Here is a 26,463-nt window from a genome sequence, read left to right on the forward strand (position 1 = left end):
TTTTTTATAGGATATTATATTCAACCATAAAATTTCAGCATATTTCGGCCATTATTCTTCGCCTCATATAATGCATGATCGGCATGTTCCAATATTTCGCTAAATTTACCAATATCGGACAGTCTGGCCGCGCCAATGGATGCCGTAACCCCATTTAACATGGCCCATTTGGGCGTTGACCCAATTTCTTCGATTAACAATCTGGTCTTTTCCAATTTGACAAATGCTTCATTCTTGTCACGCGCATCGATTAACAGCAAAAATTCCTCACCACCCCAACGGGCGGACAAATGATTGCCCTTTGTCGCTTTTAATATTTGTGAAACCTCGGCCAATAAATCATCGCCTTTGGCATGGCCATAATCATCATTCACCCGTTTAAAATGGTCCAAATCAATGAGGGCAAGCCAAATTTTTCGGCCATCTCCTATGCAGCCATTATACCAATTTTCCAATTTTTCAAAAATGGAGCGGCGATTATTCAACCCGGTTTGTTGGTCAATTAATGCCTGCTTTCCACGTTCAACTAATAAATTTTTCAATTCGGTATTAGCTATTAACAGATTATTGGATAAAATCTGATTATCCATTTGCAATTCAATATTTGCCCGTGCCTGCGCCTCTATTTTACGCGCATAGATGAACAAGATAATGAATAATAAGGCAAGGCCAGCAACCATGCGATATCCAATGAGATCAAGATGTGTATATATGCTGGGCGCGGCGGCAATAATCGCAAATAATATTATATTATTTACCGCTACTCGGCATGTTGCTGCGGTAATCACAAACATGCTAACCGATATTAAAACGATGAACAGGATGACCGCTTCTGAAAAATTCATCGCGTTGGAAAAATCCAAACAATATAAAAATGATATCCATGATGCCGATGCTATACCGCACCCAATGGAAAGGTTGCGGATAGAATTTTTGGTCAATTTATTATTTTTTATCTGGGTAATACAAATATTGGAAAGCGTAAAATTTAAACCCATGGAGATAAATCTTATCGTGGCAATGGCGGATAATAGTGCCCATTTTTCGCTATTCCATGCCAAAATGATGATGAAGGAAACTGCAAAAATACTCACCAAAATGGCAATATATTCACGTTGCAGAAATTGCTTCGTCAACGCAGTTTCAACCATATAATCACGATGCGCCAATTCGGCTACGCCATCATTTTTATCGGTTATATTATCTTGGCCATTTGTTATTGCGTAATGTTTCATCTATTCTCAACATAGGGGGATATTTGCTATAACCATATTTTGTTAACATTGGGTTATGCGTAAAATATAGTCATAATATCAACGGCAAAAGCCGAAAATATTTGCGTTTTTGACCTATGTAAAAATGATAATTTTTTTAATAAAATCCCCACCGAATTTTTGCATCCGGTGGGGAAAGTAATCTATTATATTTTGCCGACCAGGTCAGCAGATGGGGTTAATGTTTTTGCGCCCGCAGTCCACTTTGCGGGGCATACTTCGCCATCATGTTGCGCGACATATTGCGCCGCTTCAACCTTGCGCAATAATTCTTGTGCATTACGGCCAATACCACCAGCATTTATTTCGATAATCTGGATAACGCCTTGTGGATCGACAACAAATGTTCCGCGATCGGCAAGGCCGGCTTCCTCAATCATTACTTCAAAATTACGTGCCAAAAGGCCAGTTGGGTCGCCCACCATGGGAAATTTAATTTTGCCAATTGCTGGCGAGCTGTCATGCCATGCTTTGTGCGAAAAATGGGTGTCGGTTGACACGGCGTAAATTTCCGCGCCTAAATTTTGGAATGCCTCATAATTATCGGCCAAATCTTCTAATTCAGTGGGGCATACAAAGGTAAAATCAGCAGGGTAAAAGAAGAAAATAGACCATTGGCCTTGCATTGCATTTTCGGTTACCTCGACAAAGTCACCCTTATGATATGCTTGGGCAGTAAATGGTTTTACGCTACTATTGATTAGGGACATATATTTTCCTTTAATTTATATTGCTGGAGTGTTTTAACAATGGGCCTCTTAATGATCCGGCAAAGCAACTGTCAAACAATATTCCCATTTAATTTTTAGCAGCAATGGAGCGATAAAAATCGCCCCATTTTGTTATAAATTTGTCACTTTGTTGCAACGGGCACAGAGGCATGTTGGGCGATTAAATTTTTGGCCTTTTCAATCGCATCTTCTGTGCTGATTTTACCAGAAACAATGTCGCTGCCCATGGTGAATAATTGCCCACTGATAATTGTGCCCGTTTGGGCTTCTTCTTCAATTGCTATGCCACCCTTGGCGGCAATATCGGCCCATGCGCCGCGTACAGCCGCCCAATATTCACCCGTTTTTGCCATATAATCATCGGCGGCCTGCACATCATATTCATCAAATTTAGTATAGCTGTTCAGCACATATTCCGAAACCACAGGGGACAGTTTGCCATCCTTTTTCATCATTTTAATATTATCTTGAAAATGGATCCACCCATTTGGGGTGGGGGAATGGCGGTTTATCGCATAATATCGGTCATAAATGGGGCTGCGCACTGCATCGCGCCGCGCCAATGGCCGCCATGTCCAATTTGACCGCCACCGTCTTGTGCCGCCTTGTTCTTCCCATTCGCCTATTCCGGCATAGCGCGGGCTGTCATCCACCTGATATACGGTTTGTGACCATCGGCCGCGACGTTGTTTTTCCGAAACCTGCTCCATTTTCCAAATGCCGCTGTCATTATAGGTTAAAATGGCGGCGGGTTCATATTCCCAATCTTGCCGCCAATGTTTGATGACAAATGATTTTCCTTCTGCCTCGGCCACCAATAAATGTTGCAGCACGATTTTGCGGCCACTATCTTCTATCACGCGAACAACCTCATGCCCGCCGGATGTTTTTTTGTCCAATGGGGTATAATCGGCAATCCACGGGGTTGATTCCTGCATATCAAATTGCACTTTATAATTGCCGGCCATCGCCAAAATATCGGCTCTGTCTGCTTCAAAAGATGCCTTTTCCTGCGCGGCGGGGCGTTCGGCAATTGGGGGATGCGCCAATGCAGGGGACGCGGCAAGCGCGATTGCAAATAGGGCGGTGGATAGGGTAAATTTGCTGTGTAACATAAAATTTCCTTATGATATTATTAAAATCTAAAACTGGCGGAGATGCTGGCATTGCGGCCGGGCTGGGTATAGGCATCGGTGATTGTTGATGTGGAGGCTAGCCCGCGAACATCGGACCACCACGCATATTTTTTGTCCAATATGTTGAAAATGCCCGCCCTTAATGTCAGACTGTCTGCGATGCGCAAAAATGCGGTGGCGTCCACTATGGTAAATGCATCGGGACGGAAACATGATGGGGTGCAAAGCCCTGTTGTTCTATTTTCCTCTTTTTGGGCGCTATGCGTCATTGTCAATTGGCCGCCAAAATTGCCCGATGGCGCACGATAACCAACACCCATTACCAATTTTAATGGATCAATTGTTGATAATGGCGTGTCGGGCGCAGAGTTGGTGCGGCCATGCACATCACCCTTGGCATAGGAAAGGGCGATATTGCCGTTTAACCCATTTTGTGCATTTAATTGCAGGCGGGCCTCTGCGCCGCGAACCCGCACCTTATCCAAATTGACAAATTGATATATTGCCGGATTTGAAGGGGTAAATGCGCCGCCGACAACTTCTTGGCTGATAAAATTATCATAATTTGCGTGAAATATGGTCGCCGACAGGCCGATAAACTCATTGTTAAGTCGAAGCCCAGCTTCAAAACTTTCGCTGCTTTCTGGTTTTAGATTTGGGTTGGACAATGATGTATATCCAAATGCCAGATTTTCAAAAAAATTATTCACTTGGCTGGGCGATGGTGATTTAAATCCCTGCGCATAATTGCCGAAAATTCGCACTATTTCATTTAGTTTTAATACTGCCCCAAATTTAGGAGATAGCCGCGATCCATCTTGTTTCGCACCGGTGAATAGGGGCAATAAGGGATCATTTTCAGGGTTCAGATTATAATAATCAAACCGCAATGCGGGAAATAATGTCAATCTATCGTCGCCAATGGCAATTTCGTCGCCGACGAAAATACCCGCCAAAGTGAAATTGGTCACGGGAAAGGCGCGGGTGGGAAAAACCTCACCAAATGGGGGCGTTACCCCATCGCGCAGGCCCTTTTGCTCGGTCTGGCTGATATCCCCGCCAAGAATAAAGCGATGCTGAAGGGGGCCGGTTGCAAAATCGCTGCGCATTTCAACCGATGCCCCAAAAACACGGTTGTCAAAACTGTTTAACCGTTCACGATCTGCCAAGGGGGAGCGATCTTCATCGGTAAATTGCAGGTCTTTACCCTTTTGCCAATAAGCGGCAATGTTCACATAATCAATCAGGCCGTCATTGGGATTATCAAATATCCAACCCGCCGATATACGTTTTCGGCTGCCGCTATCTTCTGCTTTTAATGCATCAACAATGGTTGTGCCAAATCCCGATGAACCAAGGCCGGATAGGATATTTGTGTTTAATTTTGTGTCGCTATATTCGCCTGTAATTTTTATGCTATGTCCCGCGCTTGGCTGCCAAACCAATTTGCCCAATGCGGCATTTGATTTCCCATTTTGGGGGTTTGCTTTGGTCCTGCCGCTGCCGACAATATCTATATCGCCTTGATTTTCTAACTCGTTAAAATCGCGGCGGGTATAGGAAAATAAGGCGGAAATATTTCCCTTTTTGCCTGCAATAATGGCGGTTTCGGAAAATTCATTATCGGCGGAGTTATATGCCGAACGGATGATACCGCCAATTTTTTGATTGTCCGTTAAAAAATCATCTGGATCGCTGGTAATAAAGCTGACTGCGCCGGATAAACCGTCGCTGCCATATAAGGCAGAGGCGGGGCCGCGCAAAATCTCAACCGATTTGACAAGGCCAAGATCGACATAATCGCCGCGCCCGCTTGCCTGTGCACCAAATGAAAAACCATCGGGCACGCGCACGCCATCAACCTGAATTAACACGCGATTGCCGCCAATACCCCTGATGGTAAATCCTTCATTGCCCGCACGTCCCGTTGAGCCAAGTGCTGCACCAAAACGCGCCGGTGCGCGCGGCACACTGACCCCCGGTTCGAAACGCACCAAATCTTTTATATCTGTGGCCAGTTCATCAGCAATTTGTTGTTCATCAATCACGCTAACCGTGGCGGGGGCTTCCTCGACGCTGACCTCGGTTCGGGTTGCAGTAACGGTGATGATGCCGCGTTCATCATCATAGGCGATTGCAGCATCATCCATTTTGGCGGACGCAGCGTTAATGGTGAATAATGGAGAGATTAAAATGGCGGCGATCACGCGGCTAATATTGGTTGTGCCTACCATAAAGTTGGTTTTTAGCGCGTTGATATTTTTATGCATATGGGAAATGGGCATGGGAGAGATAGTCCTTATTGATAATGAGAGTGATTCTCATTAGCATCTAACTATCAATCATAGACCGCATGTCAACCGATTAATGCAGGATTAATTAAAGCTGATTTTTATTTGAATTTTTTGAAGGGTTTATATTTTGGTAAATTAAGGCGCGCAGAGGGGAACATTAAAAATGGCCATTGTGCGCCATTAAAATAAATAACCCATATGTTTAAAATATGATGTGGCTGTTCATGATTGAACGGCAAATGCCTGTCTAATCATCGCCCAATATCTGCTTGCCCACAAAATATGTTTTTCGCGGTCAAATTGATCCTCAACCGATGTCATGCGGGCATGACCAACAATCCCTTCGATAAGGAATAGGGAGGCTGTATCAATGTCACTGATGGTGACCTCCTCCCTTTCGCACGCGCCCTTTAATAAAGCGCTGATTTTTTCCAATCCATCTTTTAATGTCCAGCCGCGCATTGACGGGGCATTATCATCGGTTTCCAAATCCAACCAATCGATAAGCCTATCTTTCAACCTTCCTTCTGGCGAATGAAAAAATTCAACGCCATCGGCGCATAGTGATGGGATAGCTTTATCAATATGTTGGTCTGCGACCGATTCAAAAAATCCGCGCGATGTTGTTTCAATGGACAACATTAACAGCGCGCGTAATAATTCTACCTTGCCAGAAAATCGGGCGTAAATTGTCGGTTTGCCAAATCGGCCATATTTTGCCAGTTTATCAAAAGAAAATTTTTCAAATCCAATGTCGAGTAACAGATCCCAACTCGCCATTAAAATACGGTCGGTCAATGACTCGGCATCTTCGGCGCATGGCCGACCAGCTCTAACCTCATTATCCGTCATATATAAAGCATCTGATAATTTAGAATTTGTCATAATTTAATTTTATAGCAAATCTTTCATAAAAAGGTAAAATTATATTCATTATCGCATCATCATAAATGCGGCCCATATATCAGCGTTCAGGTGCGGGCGTCCAACCCAATCCGATTGATTTATTCACCCTAACATAAGCTTCGGATAAATCAGCCTTAGCGGTGCTTGTTATCAATGCCGCGCGCAATTTCTGTCGCTGGGCGATAAGGGCATTTGCCTGTGCAATCGTGCCTGCATTTGCGCGCATTTGTTCCAAATTGGCGGTGCGCTGCGCACTGGACAATGTATCTAGCGACCGTGCCAGCGAAATTCTTTTCCCGCCAAATCGAGTTAAGGAATTTTCCGCATCATTTAATGCAGCCAATATGGTGGCGCGATATTGCGCCTCCGCCTCGTCATAGGCGCTGCGTTTACCCTCTATTTGCGCGGCTGTTCGTCCGCCATTAAATATATTCCAATTCAGACGCGGCAATGCCAATCCAAATAAACGCGCCGGATTAAAAATATCCGTCACATCATCACCACCCATACCCAAAATGCCCATAAAATTTATCTTGGGAAATTTATCGGATATGCTTGCGCCAATATCGGCATTTGCCGCCGCCAGATTACGTTCCGCAAGACGTATGTCGGGCCGCATCCGCAATAAATCTGCTGGTGCGCCAATGGCAATTTCCTTTGGCGGCATGGGGATGGATTTTATATCGGAAAGCTGTGTATCCAATGCACCAGGCGCGAGGCCAGATAAAAGGGCAAGCTGATCCTTTAATATTGTGATTTCAGTTTCATTTTGCGCAATATCGGATTGGCTTTGTGCCTGTTGCGCGATAAATTGTTCGGCCTCTTGTAATGTTCCAACGCCCTGTTGTTGACGATGCCGTGCGTATTTCAGCAATTGGCCGTCAATTTCATATTGTTGCTGCAGAATATTTGCCATTTCCTGGCGCGCGCGTAATCCGATATAAAGCCGGGCAATCTCGGATGAAAGGGAGGTTTGCGCATCTGCCAATTGAGTTTCCGTCGCTTGCGCTCTTGCCTCTCGCGCCTCCAAACGGCGGACATTACCGCCAAATAAATCAATTTCCCAACTTGCATCAAATCCAATATTTGCGCTGTTGATATCGGTTCGATTTTCGGTGCTTTGCGGGTCCAGAATTTCGGAAGGCAGATTGATATAGGGCGCAGATGCAGTTGCGCCAATTGTGGGCAAGGATGTGGTTCGGGCTGCTTTTAACCCTGATCGGGCCTGTGCAATTTTTGCGTTGGCAATATCGATTGAGGGTGAATTTACCATCGCCTTGTCAATAATATCGGATAAAATCGGATCGTTAAACGATGTCCACCAATTGGACGAAGATATAACCGAAATGCCATTATCATCTGCACGCAAATATGATGCGCGTTCCATGCTGGATCCGGCAATATTGGGCGGGCCTTTATAATCCGGACCGACCGTTGTGCATGCCGAAACCGCCAATAATGAAATTGATAAACCGGTTAATTTTAATAAATGTGAATAGTTTTTCATAAAAGTCATCAATGCATAGCCATGTTTATTTGCCCTTTGGGCAGAGGTTTTAGAAATAGAACAAGAGGGATGATGAGTAATGTTCCCACCGTCATCAACCAAAATTCGTCATTAAATGCCATGACCAGCGCGTCGCGCGAAATGGCCGCGTCAATCATATGATATGCAGCCGTCAGCCCTTCTTCGCCGCCACCAAATTGTTGGGTAAGGGATGAAAGCCAATTTTGGGCGGCCGCATCATTTTGTTGTAAATTGGCATGGAGATTCCATCGGTGAAATTGCCATCTTGTATCCTGAAGAGTGGCAAGCAGGGCCAATGTGACCGACCCGCCAAGGTTTCGCGCTGCGTTAAAAAGACCGGCAGCATCGCCCGCATCCTCCATTTTAACTGCGCTTATCGCTGCTTGGTTAAGGAACATAAAGCCTAAAATCTGTCCTACACCACGCATTAACTGGCTTTCGGTAAAATCTGGGCCGGTTGATTGCGCGGTTAAGGCCGCATCCCAAAAACTGGAAAATGCGAGCATCCCAAATCCAAGCGCGACCGCCAATCGTAAATCAAGCGACCTTATAAGAAATGGGACGAAAGGCATCATCAATAATGATGGCACACCGGCAAGAAACACAACCTGACCCGCCTGCAATGCATTATAATCGGCAATTGCGGCAAGAAATTGGGGGATGATATAGGATGTGCCATATAATACCCCGCCAAGGATAAGCGCCATCATTGAAACGGCGGCAAATTCACGATTACGCAGTAGGGCCAATTTTATCACTGGTTTTTTTGCATAAAATTGACCCAAAGCCATTAAGGCAAAACCTATTATGGTCAGGATGGTAAGCTGCCATATTAGGGCGGATTCAAACCATTGTTCCTTATGCCCATCCTCTAGGACAATTGTTAATCCACCAAGGCCAAGCGACATGCCAATAATGCCCAACCAGTCGGCGGATTTTAATTCATCTAAATTCATTTTATCATTTGGCAATCCGAAAATTAACAAAGCAATGAGCAGGATGCTCACCGGCACATTGATAAAAAATGCATAATGCCAGCTAAGGTTTTCGGTTAACCAACCACCCAATAATGGGCCAAGAACTGGTCCTAAAATTACCGTCGCACCGAAAATCGCCGTGCCAATGGGTTGTTGCGATGGTGGCAATCGGGTTGCGATAATTGTCATGGCGGTGGGGATCATCGCCCCGCCAGTAAATCCCTGACCCACGCGCCCAATAATCATCGTTCCTAAATTATCGGCCAATCCGCACATGATGGAAAATCCGGTAAATAATATAGCAGCGATGAGTAAAAATCGGCGAAGGCCAAATACACGTTCCAACCAACCGGTCAACGGGATGACAATGATTTCCGCCACCAAATATGCGGTTGCGACCCATGTGCCTTCGGATGTGGATGCGCCTATTTCCCCTTGTATAGTGGGCAAAGACGCATTGACGATGGAAATGTCCAGGGTCGCCATTAACGATCCCAGCGCCCCCGCCGCCACGCCCATCCAGGCGCTAATGTCGGCCTTTTCTTGTGGCGGCATATAATCGCCGCCTTGTGATTGGCTGTCCATCATATCGCCCGCTTTAATTGATGGGGAACTGCTCATTATTTGCCTGCCTGTTTACGTTTAATGGCCTCAATCTCGGCGCGGGCTGAACGTGTATCAACCGATACTTCCAATGATAATCCGGGCAATAATAATTGGCGTGATTCAGGTCCGGCCTCTAATTTAATACGCACCGGCACGCGTTGAACAATTTTGGTAAAATTACCTGTCGCATTTTGCGGAGGGATGAGTGAGAAATTGGCGCCTGTTCCCGGGGATATTGTTTCCACTGTGCCGCGAAATTCAACCCCCGATATGGCATCAACCTTTATCGTGACCGGTTGGCCGATACGCATCATGCCAATTTGGGTTTCTTTAAAATTTGCGGTGACATATATATTTTGGGTCGGAACAATGGTCATTAACCGTTGCCCGGGGGAAACATATTGTCCTGCACGCGCCTCTAAACTGCCAATTCGTCCGGCAATGGGCGCAGATAGGCGGGTGTCCGCCATATTGATATTTGCCCGCTGTTTTTCAACCTCGGCGGCACGAACCTGTGCCTTTGTAGCGCCGGTTTGCGCGCGTAGTGATGATATACGCTGTTGTGCCTGTGCGATTGCTGCTTGCTTTGCGCCTAAATCTGCACTGGTTTGCGCGCGTTCATTATTCAGCTCATCCAATTTTGTCGATGGCTCTGCGCCCGCGTTAACCAACGGACGGTAACGTGCAATTTGCTGATCAATATAACGCATTCTGGCCTGTGTTTTGGCCAATTCAGATGTTGCCGCAGCAACGGCGGCCTGTGCTTCGGCAATATTTGATTGCGTTACAGCACCATTGGCACGTGCCAGTAAAATTTGACTGTCTGCGGCGTCAACTTGGCTTGCATAATCGCTTGCTCTAATCTGCAGCAATAATGCGCCCTCTTCGACGGAGGCATTTTCCGATATTTTTACAAATTCGATGAATCCGGCCAATTTTGATGAAATGGCGACATCATCCGCGCTGATAACCGCGTCATTTGTGGATTGTTGATATTGGCCAAAGACACGATATTGCCAATATTCATATGCGCCAAATCCGACGGCCAAAATGGCCAATATAATCAATATGGGGCGCAGCCATGGACGTGTCGGCTTGTCATCTTGCTGCTGATCGTCATTGGGCATTTCATCATTTGGGGCAGCTTCACTTAATGCGTCATTGGGGGATTTATCTTGCCCAATTTTTTTATCTTGTCCCATTTTTTTATCTTGAATGTGTGTTTCATCATGCATCTCGTCTTGTATATCGGGATATGGTTCGCTTTGATGATGGGGAGAGGGAGTGTTTTTTTCTGTCATTTTATTTCCTAGAACGAAACGGTATCGTTTTATTTGATAGCTGCCATCTATTCCTCCTCATAATTATAGTCAACATTTTTTTGGGATTAAGGCGCGAAATCATAACTTAAATATTCATAAAATATTGATAAACATATATTTTTATAAATATTCTATTTTAGATTATATTATCGTTATAGCTGCCTGCCAATAAACTGCGCAACAGAATCACCTGTCAATTTGTTGCAGGTCGGCAAATTCAGGGCAGACTTAAAACTGTCATAAATCATATCCCATATTGTCATATATAAGTCACTGCTGGGTCATGAATCACTCCTAAACACACGTCAAGCCGGTCAGCCGTTAACAAATATTGACGGTTCGGTTCCCTATTTTTCCCCCATTATGGGCATTTGATGTGGAGATTTTAATGAATAATCCAAAATTACGCGGGCTGATTTTTGCAACGGCCGCTGCGGCCACTTTAGCCGGTTGCGGCGCGGATGATATTGCATCGCCCGGCGAAGGCAATTTGGTTGTCTTGCCGCCTGTTGCTGTCACGCCAACGCCAACACCAACGCCAACGACCCCAACAGGTCCGGCGGCTGATTGCCCCACAAATACGGCAAATGTTGGCACTATTGTTACTGGCGGCGGCCAAACATTGCGTAATTGCCAGATTAGCGGGACATTGACCGGTAATGTCGTTTTGAATAAGCGCACAGGCACCATATATTCCATCAGCGGTAAAGTTGAGGTAGGTCAGGATCGCGGCGCCGATGCTGCTGCGCCAATTGCTGGACGGGCAAGTGGTATTTTAACTATTGATCCTGGTGTTACCATTTTTGGTGCAACCAATGCGGATTTCTTGTTGGTTAATCGCGGTTCGCAATTATTTGTTGATGGTTCGGCATCTGCGCCTGTTGTCATGACAAGCCGCGCCAATGTTGTTGGCACATCAACAGCGGACAGCATCGGCCAATGGGGCGGGTTGGTTATTTTGGGCCGTGCGCCCATTGGTGATTGCGCAGATGCAGGCGCGGTTGGCGGCACTGTAAATTGTCAGGCACCTGTTGAGGGGACGGCTGGATCAATTTATGGCGGTGCAACACCCACAGATAGCAGCGGTTCAATCCGTTATTTGTCGCTTCGTTATTCCGGATTTCAGGTGGATACCAATAATGAACTTAACGGTATTACATTGGGCGGCGTTGGTTCAGGAACAATATTTGAATATGTTCAGGTTCATAATAGCTCTGATGATGGTATTGAATGGTTTGGTGGCCGCGTAAATGGTAAAAACCTTGTCTTAACCGGAAATGATGATGACTCTTTAGATGTTGATTCAGGATATAAGGGTAATTTGCAATTTGTTATCGTAACCCAACGTTCCGGCGGCGGTGATAAATTGATTGAGGGTGATTCAACTGATAAACCAGTTGATGCAGTGCCGCGCACAAATTTCCAAATTTCAAACTTTACCTTTGTGACCCCTCGCTCTGCCTCACCGGTTCATTTGCGTGGCGGCATGGACGGCACATTGGTCAATGGCATTGTATCTGGCAATGAATGTTTGGACATTGATACCAGCGCGACCAGTCAGGCGGCAGATTCAACCAAGGATGAGCTTGGCCCAATTCGTTTCCGTTCGGTGAAATTTGTTTGCACCACTGCATTTACCGATGATGCCGATGGCGCGGCGGCAAGTGCATTTAATGCGGGCACAAATAATAGCGCAAATGGCACATCAACCCTAACCGGTGTGTTTATAAATGGTGCCAGCGAAACCGCCATTACACCATTTAACGCCAGCACGCTGTCGAGCTTCTTTGTCAATACAAGCTATATTGGCGCGGTTCGCGACGCATCGGACACATGGTGGCAAAATTGGGCATGTGGATTGTCGACCTCAAATTCGCCATCCTGCACCTCCATCCCAAGCGCTTAATAGCTGCTGAAATCTATATTGGCGGTGGGTTTTTGCCTGCCGCCAATCCATTATGAAGTAAGTTGTGGAACATAAAAAATGCGAAAAATACAATTATTCACCACATTATTATTGGCTACATCCTCCCTATGCGCGAAGCCTGCTTTGGCCTATGATAACTCCCCTGCAAATGCTGATTTACCAGAACAGCCAAGCGAGGACGCGCCAGCAGCAACGGTAGAGGAAGCCCCTGTAACAACAGGTGCGGATGCCCCGGAAACTTCGGATGCAGAGGTAGAGATTTCTTCACCTGGCGGCGATGATTATGGCGGTGAAATTGTGGTTCGCGGCAAATATATTCCCGATCCCATTCGTGCCACGCCAGAGGTTGTTTCTGTTTTATCTGCAGAGGATATTGCAAAGACAGGCGAGGGTGATATTGCCGGCGCGCTGCAACGTGTGACCGGACTTTCCGTGGTTGGCGGTCGCTTTGTTTATGTTCGCGGCCTTGGGGAGCGTTATTCGCTTGCATTGTTAAATGGTTCGGCGCTTCCCTCGCCAGAGCCGCTTCGCCGCGTTGTGCCGCTTGATTTATTCCCGACAAGCATCTTGGCCTCTACCGTGGTGCAGAAAAGCTATTCTGCCAATTATCCGGGTGAATTTGGCGGCGGTGTTATCAACCTTACTACCAGATCCGCACCTGATGAGCCATTTTTCGATTTAGGGGTTAGTATAAGTGGTGATTCGATCACTACAGGTGATTTGGGATATACTTATTTTGGATCGCGCACTGATTTTCTGGGCTATGATAATGGCGCGCGCGCATTGCCGCGTCCCTTGGCCAATGCCATTGCCACGGGCAATCGTGTGACCGAAGGCGCCGACTTTTCGGCTGATGATATTCGGTCAATTACTGCAAGTTTAAGCAATGCCAATACCAATGTTATTCAGCGCAATTCACAAATGCCTGCCAATTGGAGCGGCGATATGGCGGCGGGCAAAAGCTTTGATTTAGGTTCGGCTGAACTCGGCCTTGTTGCCGTTGCGGGTATCTCCAATAGCTGGCGGACCAGAAGCGGCCTGCAACAGCTTGGCGCGCAACAGGGTGATATTTTGGTCGCATCACAGGATTTTAAATTTGTATCAACCGAAAACCGTGTCGTGGTCAATGGGATGGTCAATGCGGGGCTTAGCTTTGATGAACATAAGCTGCGCCTGACCAGCATTTATATTCATGATAATTTGAAGGAAGCAAGGGTCGGTTCGGGTAATAATTTTGATACTGTATCGCCCAGTGTGTCGCGACCCGAAGATACTATTCAAACCGGTCAAACAAGTTGGTATGAACGTCAATTATTTGATGTGCAGGGAACGGGCGAGTTTAGATTTAGCGATCTTGCAATTGATATTCGCGGTTCATATGCAAAATCAAAACGCGACGCTCCTTATGAAAGAAGCTATAGCTATACTTTTGATGAAACGGCGATGGATTATGTCAATAATCTTCGTTCACCGGGACAAAATGCCCGTCTTTCATTCAGCGAATTGGACGACAAGGTTGTGTCGGGTGCATTGGATATTAGCTATAAATTGCCGACATCACGGCCCGTGACAATTTCAGGTGGCTATGCCTATTATTTGAATGAGCGTTCTGCAATCCGCCGTGATTTTGAATTTTTTCCTTTGGGTGCTTTGCCATTGGAGGTTGCACAGCAACGTATTGATTATTTAGTTAGCGATTTTAATGTTTATAATTGGGATTTGTTATTGCGCGAAACAACCGGTGGTTTTGGTTCGGCGGCATATAGCGCAAATTTGGAAACACATGCGGGCTATATCATGGCTGAGGCCGAATTATTGGACGGTGTCAATATCAATATTGGTGCGCGATATGAAGATGGCACACAATCGGTAACGCCGACGGCTTTATTCGGTCTGCCGCCTTTGGCAGCGACCAGCCTGTCCAATGATTATTGGTTACCAGCGGCTACCATAACATGGAATTTTGCCGACGATATGCAATTGCGTCTGGCTGCTTCAAAAACCATTGCCCGCCCGCAATTTCGTGAATTGGCTCCACAGCCATATCGCGATACAGAAAGCAGCCGCACATTTTTCGGCAATCAATTTTTGGAAGATAGCGAGCTGATTAACGCAGAAGCGCGTTATGAATGGTATTTTGCCAGCGGGCAAAGATTTACATTGGCCGGTTTCTTTAAAGATATTGAAAAGCCAATTGAAGCAACTGCGGTGCAAGTGGGCAGCACATTTTTAACCAGCTTTGCCAATGCGCCGCGCGCGCAATTATGGGGCGCAGAGGTTGAGGTGGAAAAATATATCCCGCTTTATAATTTAAGCACGGAAGGCGGCTTTTTCTCCAATCGCCGTGTCGCCATTGTGGCAAATTACACCTATACTGACTCCAAAATCATTATAAAGCCGGGCGACACAGTTATCAGCTTTACCACCGCGCCAAATGCGGTGGCCGCCGATATTGTTTTTGATAGTACAAGGCGTTTGCGCTTGACCGGTCAATCAAAGCATTTGGCCAATTTACAATTTAGCTTGGAAAATGAAGATCGTTTGTCACAGCAATCAATCCTGCTGACATATTCAAGCGAGCGTGCGACAAATCGTGGTCCCAATTTAACGCCAGATTTCATTGAACGTCCCGGCCTTCGTTTGGATGTGATTTTACGCGAGGCTATGAAAATAGGTAAGCAGGAATTTGAAATGAAATTTGAGCTGCGTAATTTAACCGGCACCAATTATTCCGAAACCCAAAGTTTGGGCACGTCAACATTACAAATTAACAGCTATGATATTGGAACATCGGCATCATTGGGCGTGACGTTCAAATATTAAACGCAAAAAAATAAATTATTACATGGCGCTGCGGCAATGACGCGGCGCCATTTTTAATTTTTGAACGTTTTAGTATTTGCACGTTTTAATATTTGCACGGCGTTAAAAAAAACAATTTCATAAAACCGTCATATGTCAGTCACCCATGCGTCATGAAACAAACTTAATAGCCTAATATATGAGCAATAATTATGAAAAATATGATTCCTTAAGTTCGAAATTATTCAATAATTTTCGGATAAAATCTTTGCTCAAAATTTCTAAACCCAATATTTATCAACTTATATCCGCTGCGTTAATATTGATTATATTGGTGCAATTGGCGCGTTTATTTTGGGTGATTGCGACCCCGGTTGGTCCGGTCGGGAGGTGGAAACCAGTTGTCCCGCAAATGATGGATTTTGCGAATAGAACAGCATTATTTGACAGATTTGACCCATTTTTCAAACGGACGCAAAATAGCGAGGAAGAAGGCAAGGTGACTGCCCTGCCGCTTACATTATTTGGCATTAGGGGCAATGCAGGAACAGGCGCGGGTTCGGCGATTATCGCGGATAGCGCGGGGGTGCAGAATAGCTATCTTGTCGGGCAAGAAATTATGCCCGGGGTAAAGCTGCATAAGGTGGCATTTGACCATATTATATTGGATAATAATGGGTCATTGGAATTATTATATCTTGATCAATCATCCAGCGCAGAAATTGTCGAGGCTGCGCCCGCAGCGACAATAGATGAAGGCGCCGGATCGGATAATAGGGGCCAGTTACAAATAAATGCGCAGACATTTGCGTCATCCATAAATTTGCAACCGCGCAAGACAAATGCAGGTGTTACCGGATTGGTAGTTAGCGCAAAGGATGATGGCGCGATGCTGCGTTCCGCAGGGCTGCAAAGCGGGGATATTGTAACAAAAATAAATGGAAAGTCGGTGACCAGTGCGAATGATATAATCACGCAAGTTCGTCCTGGTGCGCGTCTTTCATTAGAGGTTGAGCGCGGTGCAAATGTCGTGCCAATTGCAATTATATTGGAAAATCAGTGAAAAAATTAGTTTATATTACTGCCTTTATTGGGCTGACCTTTGCGCCTGCAATATATCACCCCATTGCCGCGCAAAATATTTTGAACATGCGCGATGCGGATATTCGCGCCTTTGTTCAAGATGCAGCACGGGTCACCGGCCAGACATTCATTGTGGATAGCAAGGTGCAGGGCAAGGTATCGGTGGTGTCGGACCGTCCATTAAGTAAGTCAGAATATTTTGAACTTTTCCTGTCCACCTTGCGCGCCAATAATTTTGTGGCAATTCCCATGCGCGGCGGCGGATATCGAATCCAAATGGCCGAAGGAGCGGCAACCCAGCCATCAAAAATTGGAGAAAAAAATGCCCCCGCAAATCAATTTGTGACAGAGATTTTCCGCTTAAAATCAATCGCAGCGGCATCGGCGGTGGAGACATTGCGCCCATTGGTCAGCCGTGAAGGTTCAATAACCGCCAATGCCAATGCCAATAGTTTGGTGATTGCGGACTATGCCGATAATATTCGCCGGATACGCGATTTAATCCGCCAAATTGACCGCGACAGCGCGGCCACTCAAATTGTGCCTTTGGCCAATGCTGGGGCGCGTGAAATTGCGACTTCTCTACAAATGTTGGCGCAGCAGGGCGCAGTGGGCGAGGGGGCAAGGCCGCCCGTGACCATTGTGGCATTTGACAGCAGCAATAGCATTGCCTTGCGCGGGGATGCCAGTGCGGTTTCGCGTTTTGCCTCTATGGCGCGGGAATTGGATGATCGGGCGCAATCTGGTGCTGAAATTCGGGTTTATTGGTTGAACCATGCCAATGCCGAAACGTTAATGCCCACGGTTCAGGCGGTGTTGGGTGGCGGTCAATCGACATCAATATCCGACAATATGGCAGCAAATATTAACGCCGCACCGTCAAATAATGGCGCAAATGCAGGCGCGGCATCCAATAATGGCGCCTCCAGCGTGGGCAGCACCGCGTCAACTGCATCAATTGGCATTTCAAATAATGGCATTTCATCCAATGGCGGCGGCATTGCAAAACGCGGCCCTGCAATTATCACAAGATATGAAGGGGCAAATGCGTTAATCGTTGCAGCGAATAGCGATATTCAGCGTCAAATTGGTGAGTTAATCCGCCAGCTTGATACACGCCCGGAACAGGTATTGGTTGAGGCAATCATTGTCGAAATTGGCAATGATGCCGCCAAAAGATTGGGCGTGCAATTTTTGATTGGCGGGCAAAATATCCCCTTTGCCGCGACAAATTATTCCAATGCAGTGCCCAGCATTTTAACAATTGGCGGCGCGGCGGCGGCGCAGCAATTATCCCAGCAAACAACAACGGTAAATGGCCAAACCACCGTCACATCGAACAGCAGTGCATTGGGCAATTCATTACAAGAAGCGGCAGCGGCATCAATTTTAAACGCCACTGGGGGATTTGGCGGGGTTGCATTGGACATTGGTAAAAATGCGATTTTCGGATCGATTATCAATGCGGTGCAATCCGACACTCAGTCCAATTTATTGGCCACGCCCTATGTTGTCACATTGAACAATCAAAAATCAAAATTCCTTGTCGGGCAGGAAGTCCCCGTGTCAACCGGAGAGGCTTTGTCGGATAATTTTGACAATGCATTTCGGACCGTTCAGCGTCAGGAAGTCGGCATTAAATTAGAAGTCACCCCACAGGTTAATAGCAGCGGTGATGTTAAATTATTCCTGCGCCAAGAAGTATCCAGCGTGGCAGGCCCTGTGTCGAGTAGATCGAGCGATTTAATCATCAATAAAAGAGAATTTGAAACCACATTAACAATTGGCGATGGGCAAATTTTGGCCATTGGCGGTTTGTTAAATGATGATGAACGCAGGACAATCGAGAAAATCCCTTTTTTAAGCGATATTCCAGTTTTGGGGGCGTTGTTTAAATCAAAAAGCAATAGCCGCCGGAAAACCAATTTAATGGTATTTATCCGCCCCACCATATTGCGAAGCCGCGCCGATGGCGATGTGGTTACCGCCAAAAGATATGATTATATTCGCCAGCAGCAATTATTGCTGAACCCCGATGCAGAGCCAGCCATTGACGAATTGGTGCGCGATTATATGGGGGCTACACCGCCCATAAATCCGCAATTTATGCAGGGCGATGTCATTATAGACGGGATGAACAAAAATGCCGTCACCACCAATGGACCAATTGAGCAGGTGGAGCTTCCTGCAAGTGGGGGTGCGCAATGAAAATAAAAAAGGGCAATGCCGCGATAAGCAACGAAAAAAGGAATATTTTGCCTCATGATGATAATAAAAACATCATGGCCAATAGAGATAATGATAAGGTCGATATTCAATCATCATATATGGCACAGGAGGAAAAAACAAACCCCGCACCCACCGATTTTAATATGATTGCAGAGCCGCGATTATTAGTTGATTTGCCATATATTTTTGCCAATAAATTTGGATATGTTTTGCACCGGCATGAAAATGGACGATTATTGGTCAAAATGCGTGCCGATGCTGATCCGTTAAATTTATTAGAAATAAGGCGATTTGTCGATGTGCCATTTGATGTGGAAAAAGTCGAAATAGCGGATTTTCCCAAAATTTTATCCGATCATTATGCCATAGATGGCAGCGCAGCCGCCATGGCGGGCGCATTTGATAATGATGATGATGCACAATTTCTATCGCTTGATTTACCAAGCGCGGATGATTTGTTGGACAGCGCCGATGACGCACCGGCCATTCGTTTAATCAATGTGATTATTGCAGAGGCCGTGCGCCAAGGGGCATCGGATATTCATATTGAACCATATGAAACCGGTCTTGTCATCAGAATGCGTAAAGACGGGGTGTTAGAAGAAAAATTACGAATGCCCGCCCATGTCGCGTCGGTTGTGGTCAGCCGGATAAAGGTGATGGCGCGGCTGGACATTGCCGAACGACGCGTGCCGCAGGATGGCCGCATCGCCATTACCCTTGGCGGGAAATTGGTCGATGTGCGCGTTTCCACATTGCCCAGCAGCGCAGGCGAACGCGTGGTGATGCGGATATTGGATAAAGAAAGCAGCTTTATCTCTATTGATTTATTGGGGATGAGCGAAGATGCAAAAGATATTTTGACCAGTGCTTTATCTGAACCAAATGGCATTATTTTGGTAACAGGTCCAACCGGTTCAGGTAAAACCACATCGCTTTATGCTGCATTAAAATATTTAAATGATGGCAGCCGAAATATTTTAACAGTCGAAGATCCTGTTGAATATGGCGTAGAAGGTATTGGCCAGACACAGGTAAATGCAAAGGTTGGCATGACATTTGCCGCCGGGCTGCGGGCGATTTTACGGCAAGATCCCGATGTGGTGATGGTGGGTGAAATCCGTGATAAGGAAACCGCCGATATTGCTGTGCAGGCCGCCCTTACTGGGCATTTGGTGCTATCCACCGTGCATACAAATGACGCGGTGGGGGTGATTACCCGTTTGCGCGATATGCGCATTGAACCATTTTTGCTGGCATCCACATTAAGGGCGATTATCGCGCAACGATTGGTGCGCCGTTTATGTCCAGATTGTAAAACATCTGGCCAAGCAAGCAAGGGAATGATTGCTTTATTGGGATTGGATCAAGGAACAATTGTGCATCAACCAAAGGGATGTCCAAATTGTAATAATAGCGGCTTTAAGGGCCGTATTGGTGTGTTTGAGGTGATAAGGGTGGATGAAACCATCCGCCGTTTAATCAATGAAGGCGGGGATGAGGCGATTATTGCCCGCCATGCATTTATTAACCGGCCCAATTTATCTGGCGCGGTCAGCAAATTGATGCGCGCAGGTGAAATTACATTGGAAGACGCCATTCGCATTTCGCGTCAGGAGGGCGAATAATTGGCCTATTTTGCCTATCATATCATCGATCAAAATGGGGCGGAACGGCGCGGTAAAATTGATGCGGCAAATGAAAATGTGGCGCGTCAACGTTTAACCGATATGCGATATTATGTGGTCAATATTTCCGTGGCGAGCGCGCAAAATAATAATGAACGTCATCACATAAATGATAAAAATAGCGCGGCCAATTTTTTCACATTTCGCAAAATTACAAAATTAAACCATCAACAATTAACTTTATTTACCCGTCAATTGGCTTCTTTGTCACAGGTTACCCCTTTAGAAGAGGCCATGCGCACCATTAGCAAGCAAACCGAAAAGGCACAGGTTCGCGAAATATTGGAAAAAACCCACGCCGCCGTGGTGGAGGGGCAAAGATTGTCAGAGGCGATGAGACGCAGCCCGCAAAGTTTCCCACCTTTATATTGCGCGATGATTTCTGCGGGGGAAAGCTCCGGCGCATTGCCCGAAATATTGGAACGATTGGCAATATTGATGGAACGTCAGGCCGAAATAAGGGGTAAATTACTTGCCGCATTAACATATCCCATTGCGCTGACCTTAGTTGCTATTTTGGTGGTATCGGGATTGATGATTTCGGTTGTGCCGCGCGTTGTGGAACAATTTGACGATGTTGATCAACAATTGCCCTTAATTACCCAAATTGTGATGGCAATTTCCGCTTTTTTGGCAAATTGGTGGTGGGCAATTGCGTTAATCATCCTATTCGCTGCATTTATTTTCATCATATTATTACGGCGCGATAATTTTCGATTGGAGGTGGATCAATTTTTGTTGCGCCTGCCGCTTATCGGTAAATTGGTCCGAAATTTAAATGCCGCGCGCATGGCCCGCACATTGGCGACTATGGTGGCCAGCCGTCTGCCATTATTAGAAGGGTTAAAATTAACCCGCAATATTGTGCCAAATTATGCACTGCGTCACGCCAATGATTTTATGATTGAACATGTGCGCGGTGGCGGCAGCTTATCCGGCGCCATGCGACAAACGGCGGTATTCCCTCCCTTGTTGGTTTATTTAACGGCAAGCGGGGAAAGCGCGGGGCAATTGGATGTGATGTTGGCGCGCGCCGCCGATTATTTGGAACGCGAATTTGATAATTTTACTTCGGCCTCTTTGGCCTTGCTTGAACCTTTAATCATTGTGGTTATGGGCGCTATTGTCGCGCTTATCATCTTATCAATTTTATTGCCAATATTACAGCTTCAAAATCTAGCAGGAATTTAACATGTTTTGGAAAAAAATTGCCCAAATTTGGGCGCGTCAAAAATGCGATAAAGCCGAAGAAAATGGTTTTAGTTTGGTTGAATTGATGGTGGTGATTTTCATCCTTGGCCTTATCACCACAGTGGTGGTTATCAATGTTTTGCCCAATCAGGAAAAAGCAATGGTGCAAAAGGCAAAGGCAGATATTGCCGTGCTGTCCACCGCATTGGAAAGTTATAAGCTGGATAATATGACCTATCCATCGCAAAGCGAAGGGTTGAACGCGTTGATTACACCGCCAGCAAATGAAGCGGGGGGATATAGGCGCGGTGGATATATTAAAAAATTACCCAATGATCCATGGGGCCGTGCCTATCAATATCGTCTAGGCGGGAATAATGGCGAAGCGGCCAATGGCGGGTTTGAGATATTATCACTGGGGGCGGATGGCGCACCGGGCGGGCAGGGCGAAAATGCTGATATTATCGGAAATTAAATTTAACAAAAATTGCAAAAATATTACCCAAAATGGCTTTACCCTTGTTGAATTGATGGTGGTGATTTTCCTTATCGGTTTGGCATCGGCGGCGGTCGTCATGGCATTGCCCAATGATGATGGCCGCGCCCGCCAACATGCCGAGAAATTGGCAATGCATATCGCCGCCACGCGCAATATGGCGATTTTACAGGCGCGTCCGACATTGGTTTCATTCAGCATATCGGGATATGCGTTTGAACAACGCCGGGATGGCGCATGGCAAGCATTTGAGGAAAAGCAGTTTCAGTCGGTGAACTTACCTTCAACGCTGAAAATTTCCTCCACTTCAAAATTACCCGCAAGGATTATGTTTGATGCAACAGGAATGCCCAATGCGCCGGCAAGAATATCAATAAACGCAAATGATGGACCCGCGCATCATGTTAATATTACCGCGTCAGGCGATGTCAAAGGAGGCCAAAATTGATGCAGAAATATCGCCAAATTCATACCGATAAAAACTTAATGACAAATGGATTCACAATGTTGGAAATCATGGTGGCATTGGCGATATTTTCCTTGGCCGCTATGGCGTTAATTCGCTTGCAAGGATTTACCATGCGCGAAGGGGGCGCGGCCATTGCGCATCAAATTTTATGGTTAGAAGCGCGAAATAAAGCTGCCAATATTATTTCAGATCCCAATCCAATTGCATTTGGTGATTTGGAAGGGGTATCGCAAAATGCGGGCAGGAAATTTCAATGGGTTCAAAAGGTACGCCGCAGCGATGATGAACATTTGGCGCGGGTGGATATCATCATCACCGATGAACAGGGCAAACAAGCAATTATCAAATTTGGAAGGCCAGTCACCCCGTGAGCGCCGCGCAGCCTTTATCAGCCAAGAATAGGCAATTGATGCAACGCAATGGCTTTACCTTGGTTGAGTTGTTGGTGGCATTATTTATTTTTGGGTTAATATCCAGCGCTGCGGTAATGTTGCTGCGCAGCGCATCGGATAGCCAGTTGCAGTTAAAAAATAAATTGAGCATGCAGGGTAATATCACCCGATTATCAAATTTATTAGAAGCCGATTTGGCACAGGCCGTGGCCCGCCCATCCCGTAATGCAAATGGCTCAAAAATGGCGGCCTTTTTAACACAAGATAGGCCCGGTAGTTTATTTGCATTTTCGCGCACCGGACTTGGCATGGGGGGCGATGATGCAGATGGTTTTGCCAGCAGCATAGGCAGGGTTGAATATGAATTGGTCAATCGGCAATTTATTCGCAAATCCACGCTTTATATTGATGGAGGGCAAAGCAATCCGCCTGCTATTTTATTGGATGATGTTGACCAAATATTGGTAAAATATCGCGATCAAAAGGGACAATGGCGCGATGATTGGAATGTGGATGATAATATGCAAATGCCGCGCGCCATAGAAGTGAATATAATGCAAAAAAATATTGCGCCATTACAGTTAATTTTAATTGTCGGCAGCCAAAGCCGCAACATACCAATGGCCGAAACCGAAAATAGCACAGAGGAAAATAGCACAGAGGAAAATAGCACAGAGGAAAATGTCAATGAAAGTTGATATTTCTGAGCATGAAAAGGGCGCGGCATTATTGACCGTGCTTTTATTGGTGGCGGTCATGTCGGTGATTGCCGCATCGGCGCTTGACCGTTTAACATTGGCAACGAAATTTGCCGCCAATGGCAGCGCCATGGCCCAGGCAAGAGCATATAGTTATAGTTTGGAAAATATCGCCAGCAGGCGGATTGAAGATTTAATATCGCGAAATCCGGAAAAATTAACATTAGAAGGCGATTGGTTGGAACGCGACCTTGCCATTCCCATTGATGGGGGAATGGCCACTATTAATGTCAAAGATGCCAATAATTGTTTCAACCTCAATAATTTAGTGATTGAAGGGGAACAGGGTTTGACGGCAAACCTACCTGCGATTGAACAATTTAAGCAGTTAATGTCCTTGTTAAAAATTGATGAATCAAATGCGGCCTATATTGCGGAATCTGCGGCGGATTGGATTGATACAGATAATATAGCATTGCCGGCGGGGGCGGAGGATAGTTATTATCGCGGATTATCCCCATCATATTTACCGGCAAATGTGAATATGGTGGACCGCAGCGAATTGGCCAATATTCGCGGTATGACAGCGCAAATATATAAAAAGATAAAGCCATATATTTGCGCCTTGCCAACCAATGAAAAGGTGCAGGTGAACCTTAACACCCTATCACTAAACCGTGCGGCGCTTTTCGCCATGTATTTTAACCAACAAATGACAATAGAGCAGGCGCAATCTTTTCTAGCCAATCGGCCAAAGGATGGCTATGCGAGTTTGGTTCAATTTTGGCAGGCGCCCATGCTGGCCAGCATGAATTTAGATGATGCAACAAAGAATAATTTTGGTTTGAAAAGCAAATGGTTTGAGGTGCATAGCCGTATCGCCGTGGGGAATATTATGTTGGAAGGACTAACATTAATGTCGTTCGATTCCGAAAATGGCCAAAATGGCGAGGCTCAAATATTTTGGCGCAATTGGAATAATGGATAAATTTATGTCGCGTCTTTTAATCCTTTCTTTTCCGGTTCAGGGCGATGTGCCAATTGGTTATTACCGTGTTGAAAATGCATCCATTGTTGATTTTAACATTATTCCACCGAATGATAAGGACGCCATTTCCGCCCTTTATTATTGGGTATCAGAAGATATATCATCGGCAAAGGCTAGGGTAATTGCGCTGGCATCGCCCGGTGATGTGGTGGTCCATTGGCATGAAATTGACGATATGCCGGATAAACAGGCATTGATGGTGGCACAGGTAAAATTACAGGAAAAACTGCCTGTAAAAACCAATCTTCATATATCCGCGAAAATAATGAACGTGGATATGGCATCATCATCGGATAAAAAGTTAATTTGCACCGCGCATATTGATGCAGAAAAAATGGAGCGCGGGTTAAAAATATTGGCTGGTTATAATCTGGACCCTGATATTGTCATGCCAATTGGCATGGCGATTTCTATGCCGCATGATGGATATAAGGGCGCGGAGATTTTTGGCATTCCCCTTATCCTTGGTCCGCAATTTATCGCGCCGGATGAAGCTGCGCTTCGCACCGCATTTCATATTGATGAAAATCTTGTGCAACATCATCAAAATGAAATCTGCACCGATATGGCAGCATTAAATGATGCGGATAATTTGCCGCGCATTATCAATTTGCGCCATGGCCCTTTTGCCATGGGGAAGGCAAAGACAAAATGGGGCGCAGGCCAATTAAAAATAATATTATTTTTATGCATGGCGGCATTGCTGGTCAGTTTGGCATTGGCGGTGGCAAGTTGGGGGCGTTTATATTTTGCTGTGCAACATGAAAATGGCATTGCATTGAAAATGGCGCAAAAAATTATTCCCAATGTTGACAATATTGAGGAAGCCCAAAATGCCCTTTCTAACAAAGATATAGCAAAAAATGGAACGCGATTTGCGCTATTATCCTCGGCAATTTATGGCGAGCTGGAAAAACAGCCTGCCTTGCAATTGCGGCAATTAAAATATGACCAAAATCAAATTTTATATGCCACAATTACCGCGCCAACAAATGATGCAATCAACCCATTGTTGATAAATTTACAGCAACAGGGATATAAAATTACCGCCACCCCGAAACAGGAGCAAGGCGGCCTTTCCAGCGCAGATATTAGCATGAGATTACCATGATGAACAATTTTTCGGCCTGGTTTGCCGCAGCCACATTGCGGGAAAAAATATTGGTTCTATTCGCCATATTATTGGCAGCGGCGATATTTATTTTTTATGCAATTTATCGGCCCTTAATGGGCGCAATAACGAATCAGCAAAATGCCTATCGCGATGCCATATTGCGCCGCGCCCATATTGAAATGCAGGTGCAGGCCGCCCAAGGCAAAAATAATATTGATAAGAATAATGGTGAAAAAAAATCGCCCGCGCAGCTTAACCAAAATCAGTTAAAAGAGCTGATTGATATTAGCGCAGGGCAGGCAGGCTTTACCTTTGATCGCGCCGAAATAAGGGGCAATGGCGATATTGATATTGCAATTTCTTCGGTTGCGCCGTCGGCCATTATGAAATGGCTGAATGAAATTGGAGAAAAGGGCGCAATATTGCAACAGGTTGATATAAAATCTGCCGATAATGGCAATGTGTCCTTTATGGCGACATTGCGCGGTTCGGCATCATGATGGGTAAAATATGGGCGGCAATCCAGCCTATATCTCGCCAAATATGGATTTA

The 26,463-nt window shown here is 45.7% G+C and carries 21 protein-coding genes; 13 read left to right on the forward strand and 8 right to left on the reverse strand.

Annotated elements, in window-relative coordinates; translation table 11 throughout:
* Positions 1–20: 20 nt before the first annotated feature.
* From LPB140_RS03075 to LPB140_RS03110, 8 genes are all read right to left on the reverse strand, one after another.
* Positions 21–1,235: a GGDEF domain-containing protein gene (locus tag LPB140_RS03075; protein WP_072558619.1), complete on the reverse strand. Its 1,215-nt coding sequence runs from the start codon at positions 1,233–1,235 to the stop codon at positions 21–23.
* Between the two features lie 185 nt (positions 1,236–1,420).
* Complete coding sequence (gene ahpC / locus LPB140_RS03080; RefSeq protein WP_072558620.1) at positions 1,421–1,984, reverse strand: alkyl hydroperoxide reductase subunit C; 564 nt, start codon at positions 1,982–1,984, stop codon at positions 1,421–1,423.
* 143 nt (positions 1,985–2,127) lie between these two features.
* Positions 2,128–3,120, reverse strand: a complete 993-nt coding sequence (locus tag LPB140_RS03085; protein ID WP_072558621.1) for a DUF6607 family protein — start codon at positions 3,118–3,120, stop codon at positions 2,128–2,130.
* A 20-nt stretch (positions 3,121–3,140) separates the two neighbouring features.
* On the reverse strand, positions 3,141–5,375 hold the full coding sequence (locus LPB140_RS03090) for a TonB-dependent hemoglobin/transferrin/lactoferrin family receptor (RefSeq protein ID WP_083550472.1): 2,235 nt from the start codon (positions 5,373–5,375) through the stop codon (positions 3,141–3,143).
* Positions 5,376–5,657: 282 nt separating this feature from the next.
* Positions 5,658–6,320, reverse strand: a complete 663-nt coding sequence (locus LPB140_RS03095) for a TetR/AcrR family transcriptional regulator (protein WP_072558622.1) — start codon at positions 6,318–6,320, stop codon at positions 5,658–5,660.
* Positions 6,321–6,399: 79 nt separating this feature from the next.
* On the reverse strand, positions 6,400–7,848 hold the full coding sequence (locus LPB140_RS03100) for an efflux transporter outer membrane subunit (protein ID WP_198024153.1): 1,449 nt from the start codon (positions 7,846–7,848) through the stop codon (positions 6,400–6,402).
* A gap of 8 nt (positions 7,849–7,856) precedes the next feature.
* Positions 7,857–9,431: a DHA2 family efflux MFS transporter permease subunit gene (locus tag LPB140_RS03105; RefSeq protein ID WP_072560231.1), complete on the reverse strand. Its 1,575-nt coding sequence runs from the start codon at positions 9,429–9,431 to the stop codon at positions 7,857–7,859.
* 35 nt (positions 9,432–9,466) lie between these two features.
* Positions 9,467–10,753: an HlyD family secretion protein gene (locus tag LPB140_RS03110; RefSeq protein ID WP_156874110.1), complete on the reverse strand. Its 1,287-nt coding sequence runs from the start codon at positions 10,751–10,753 to the stop codon at positions 9,467–9,469.
* 409 nt (positions 10,754–11,162) lie between these two features.
* On the opposite strand from LPB140_RS03110, the gene LPB140_RS03115 reads away from it, so the two are divergent.
* From LPB140_RS03115 to LPB140_RS03175, 13 genes are all read left to right on the forward strand, one after another.
* Positions 11,163–12,680 carry a beta-helix domain-containing protein gene (locus LPB140_RS03115; protein WP_072558623.1) on the forward strand — a complete coding sequence of 506 codons (1,518 nt, stop codon included), beginning with the start codon at positions 11,163–11,165 and terminating at the stop codon, positions 12,678–12,680.
* Positions 12,681–12,758: 78 nt separating this feature from the next.
* Complete coding sequence (locus tag LPB140_RS03120) at positions 12,759–15,524, forward strand: TonB-dependent receptor domain-containing protein (protein ID WP_072558624.1); 2,766 nt, start codon at positions 12,759–12,761, stop codon at positions 15,522–15,524.
* A 247-nt stretch (positions 15,525–15,771) separates the two neighbouring features.
* Positions 15,772–16,566 (forward strand): type II secretion system protein N, encoded by a 795-nt coding sequence (locus LPB140_RS03125; RefSeq protein WP_198024154.1) that lies wholly within the window; start codon positions 15,772–15,774, stop codon positions 16,564–16,566.
* Positions 16,563–18,794 (forward strand): type II secretion system secretin GspD, encoded by a 2,232-nt coding sequence (gene gspD / locus LPB140_RS03130; RefSeq protein ID WP_418346538.1) that lies wholly within the window; start codon positions 16,563–16,565, stop codon positions 18,792–18,794. Before LPB140_RS03125 ends, gspD begins: the two co-directional genes overlap by 4 nt.
* 164 nt (positions 18,795–18,958) lie before the next feature.
* A complete protein-coding gene (locus LPB140_RS03135) occupies positions 18,959–20,443 on the forward strand; it encodes a GspE/PulE family protein (RefSeq protein ID WP_232223476.1) in 1,485 nt (494 codons plus the stop codon).
* Positions 20,444–21,694: a type II secretion system inner membrane protein GspF gene (gene gspF / locus LPB140_RS03140; protein ID WP_072558626.1), complete on the forward strand. Its 1,251-nt coding sequence runs from the start codon at positions 20,444–20,446 to the stop codon at positions 21,692–21,694.
* Between the two features lies 1 nt (position 21,695).
* The gene (gene gspG / locus LPB140_RS03145) at positions 21,696–22,169 is read left to right on the forward strand and encodes a type II secretion system major pseudopilin GspG (RefSeq protein WP_083549887.1); all 474 of its coding nucleotides are present in this window, start codon (positions 21,696–21,698) and stop codon (positions 22,167–22,169) included.
* Complete coding sequence (locus tag LPB140_RS03150) at positions 22,147–22,638, forward strand: GspH/FimT family pseudopilin (RefSeq protein ID WP_072558627.1); 492 nt, start codon at positions 22,147–22,149, stop codon at positions 22,636–22,638. Before gspG ends, LPB140_RS03150 begins: the two co-directional genes overlap by 23 nt.
* Before the next feature lie 38 nt (positions 22,639–22,676).
* Positions 22,677–23,030 carry a type II secretion system minor pseudopilin GspI gene (gene gspI / locus LPB140_RS03155; RefSeq protein ID WP_072560242.1) on the forward strand — a complete coding sequence of 118 codons (354 nt, stop codon included), beginning with the start codon at positions 22,677–22,679 and terminating at the stop codon, positions 23,028–23,030.
* Positions 23,027–23,749, forward strand: a complete 723-nt coding sequence (gspJ, locus tag LPB140_RS03160) for a type II secretion system minor pseudopilin GspJ (protein WP_072558628.1) — start codon at positions 23,027–23,029, stop codon at positions 23,747–23,749. Before gspI ends, gspJ begins: the two co-directional genes overlap by 4 nt.
* Positions 23,739–24,737 (forward strand): type II secretion system minor pseudopilin GspK, encoded by a 999-nt coding sequence (gene gspK, locus LPB140_RS03165; protein ID WP_072558629.1) that lies wholly within the window; start codon positions 23,739–23,741, stop codon positions 24,735–24,737. The genes gspJ and gspK overlap by 11 nt, the downstream gene beginning before the upstream one ends.
* On the forward strand, positions 24,694–25,908 hold the full coding sequence (locus tag LPB140_RS03170) for a GspL/Epsl periplasmic domain-containing protein (RefSeq protein ID WP_198024155.1): 1,215 nt from the start codon (positions 24,694–24,696) through the stop codon (positions 25,906–25,908). Before gspK ends, LPB140_RS03170 begins: the two co-directional genes overlap by 44 nt.
* Entirely contained in the window at positions 25,905–26,411 is a 507-nt protein-coding gene (locus LPB140_RS03175; RefSeq protein WP_072558631.1) for a type II secretion system protein M, read from the forward strand. Before LPB140_RS03170 ends, LPB140_RS03175 begins: the two co-directional genes overlap by 4 nt.
* The last annotated feature ends 52 nt before the right edge of the window (positions 26,412–26,463 follow it).

This window comes from Sphingorhabdus lutea, from assembly GCF_001889025.1.
Taxonomy (GTDB): Bacteria; Pseudomonadota; Alphaproteobacteria; order Sphingomonadales; family Sphingomonadaceae; genus Sphingorhabdus_B; species Sphingorhabdus_B lutea.

Excerpts from the sequence above, each read along its gene's own strand:
- LPB140_RS03120 (WP_072558624.1), top strand. The coding sequence starts at position 12,759 with ATGCGAAAAATACAATTATTCACCACATTATTATTGGCTACATCCTCC.
- gspG (WP_083549887.1), top strand. The coding sequence starts at position 21,696 with ATGTTTTGGAAAAAAATTGCCCAAATTTGGGCGCGTCAAAAATGCGAT.
- LPB140_RS03085 (WP_072558621.1), bottom strand. The coding sequence starts at position 3,120 with ATGTTACACAGCAAATTTACCCTATCCACCGCCCTATTTGCAATCGCG.
- LPB140_RS03115 (WP_072558623.1), top strand. The coding sequence starts at position 11,163 with ATGAATAATCCAAAATTACGCGGGCTGATTTTTGCAACGGCCGCTGCG.
- LPB140_RS03105 (WP_072560231.1), bottom strand. The coding sequence starts at position 9,431 with ATGGACAGCCAATCACAAGGCGGCGATTATATGCCGCCACAAGAAAAG.
- LPB140_RS03095 (WP_072558622.1), bottom strand. The coding sequence starts at position 6,320 with ATGACAAATTCTAAATTATCAGATGCTTTATATATGACGGATAATGAG.
- gspI (WP_072560242.1), top strand. The coding sequence starts at position 22,677 with ATGACAAATGGATTCACAATGTTGGAAATCATGGTGGCATTGGCGATA.
- LPB140_RS03075 (WP_072558619.1), bottom strand. The coding sequence starts at position 1,235 with ATGAAACATTACGCAATAACAAATGGCCAAGATAATATAACCGATAAA.
- LPB140_RS03135 (WP_232223476.1), top strand. The coding sequence starts at position 18,959 with ATGATTGCAGAGCCGCGATTATTAGTTGATTTGCCATATATTTTTGCC.
- LPB140_RS03150 (WP_072558627.1), top strand. The coding sequence starts at position 22,147 with ATGCTGATATTATCGGAAATTAAATTTAACAAAAATTGCAAAAATATT.
- LPB140_RS03100 (WP_198024153.1), bottom strand. The coding sequence starts at position 7,848 with ATGAAAAACTATTCACATTTATTAAAATTAACCGGTTTATCAATTTCA.
- LPB140_RS03170 (WP_198024155.1), top strand. The coding sequence starts at position 24,694 with ATGGCGAGGCTCAAATATTTTGGCGCAATTGGAATAATGGATAAATTT.
- LPB140_RS03090 (WP_083550472.1), bottom strand. The coding sequence starts at position 5,375 with ATGGTAGGCACAACCAATATTAGCCGCGTGATCGCCGCCATTTTAATC.
- gspK (WP_072558629.1), top strand. The coding sequence starts at position 23,739 with ATGAAAGTTGATATTTCTGAGCATGAAAAGGGCGCGGCATTATTGACC.
- LPB140_RS03110 (WP_156874110.1), bottom strand. The coding sequence starts at position 10,753 with ATGACAGAAAAAAACACTCCCTCTCCCCATCATCAAAGCGAACCATAT.
- ahpC (WP_072558620.1), bottom strand. The coding sequence starts at position 1,984 with ATGTCCCTAATCAATAGTAGCGTAAAACCATTTACTGCCCAAGCATAT.
- LPB140_RS03175 (WP_072558631.1), top strand. The coding sequence starts at position 25,905 with ATGATGAACAATTTTTCGGCCTGGTTTGCCGCAGCCACATTGCGGGAA.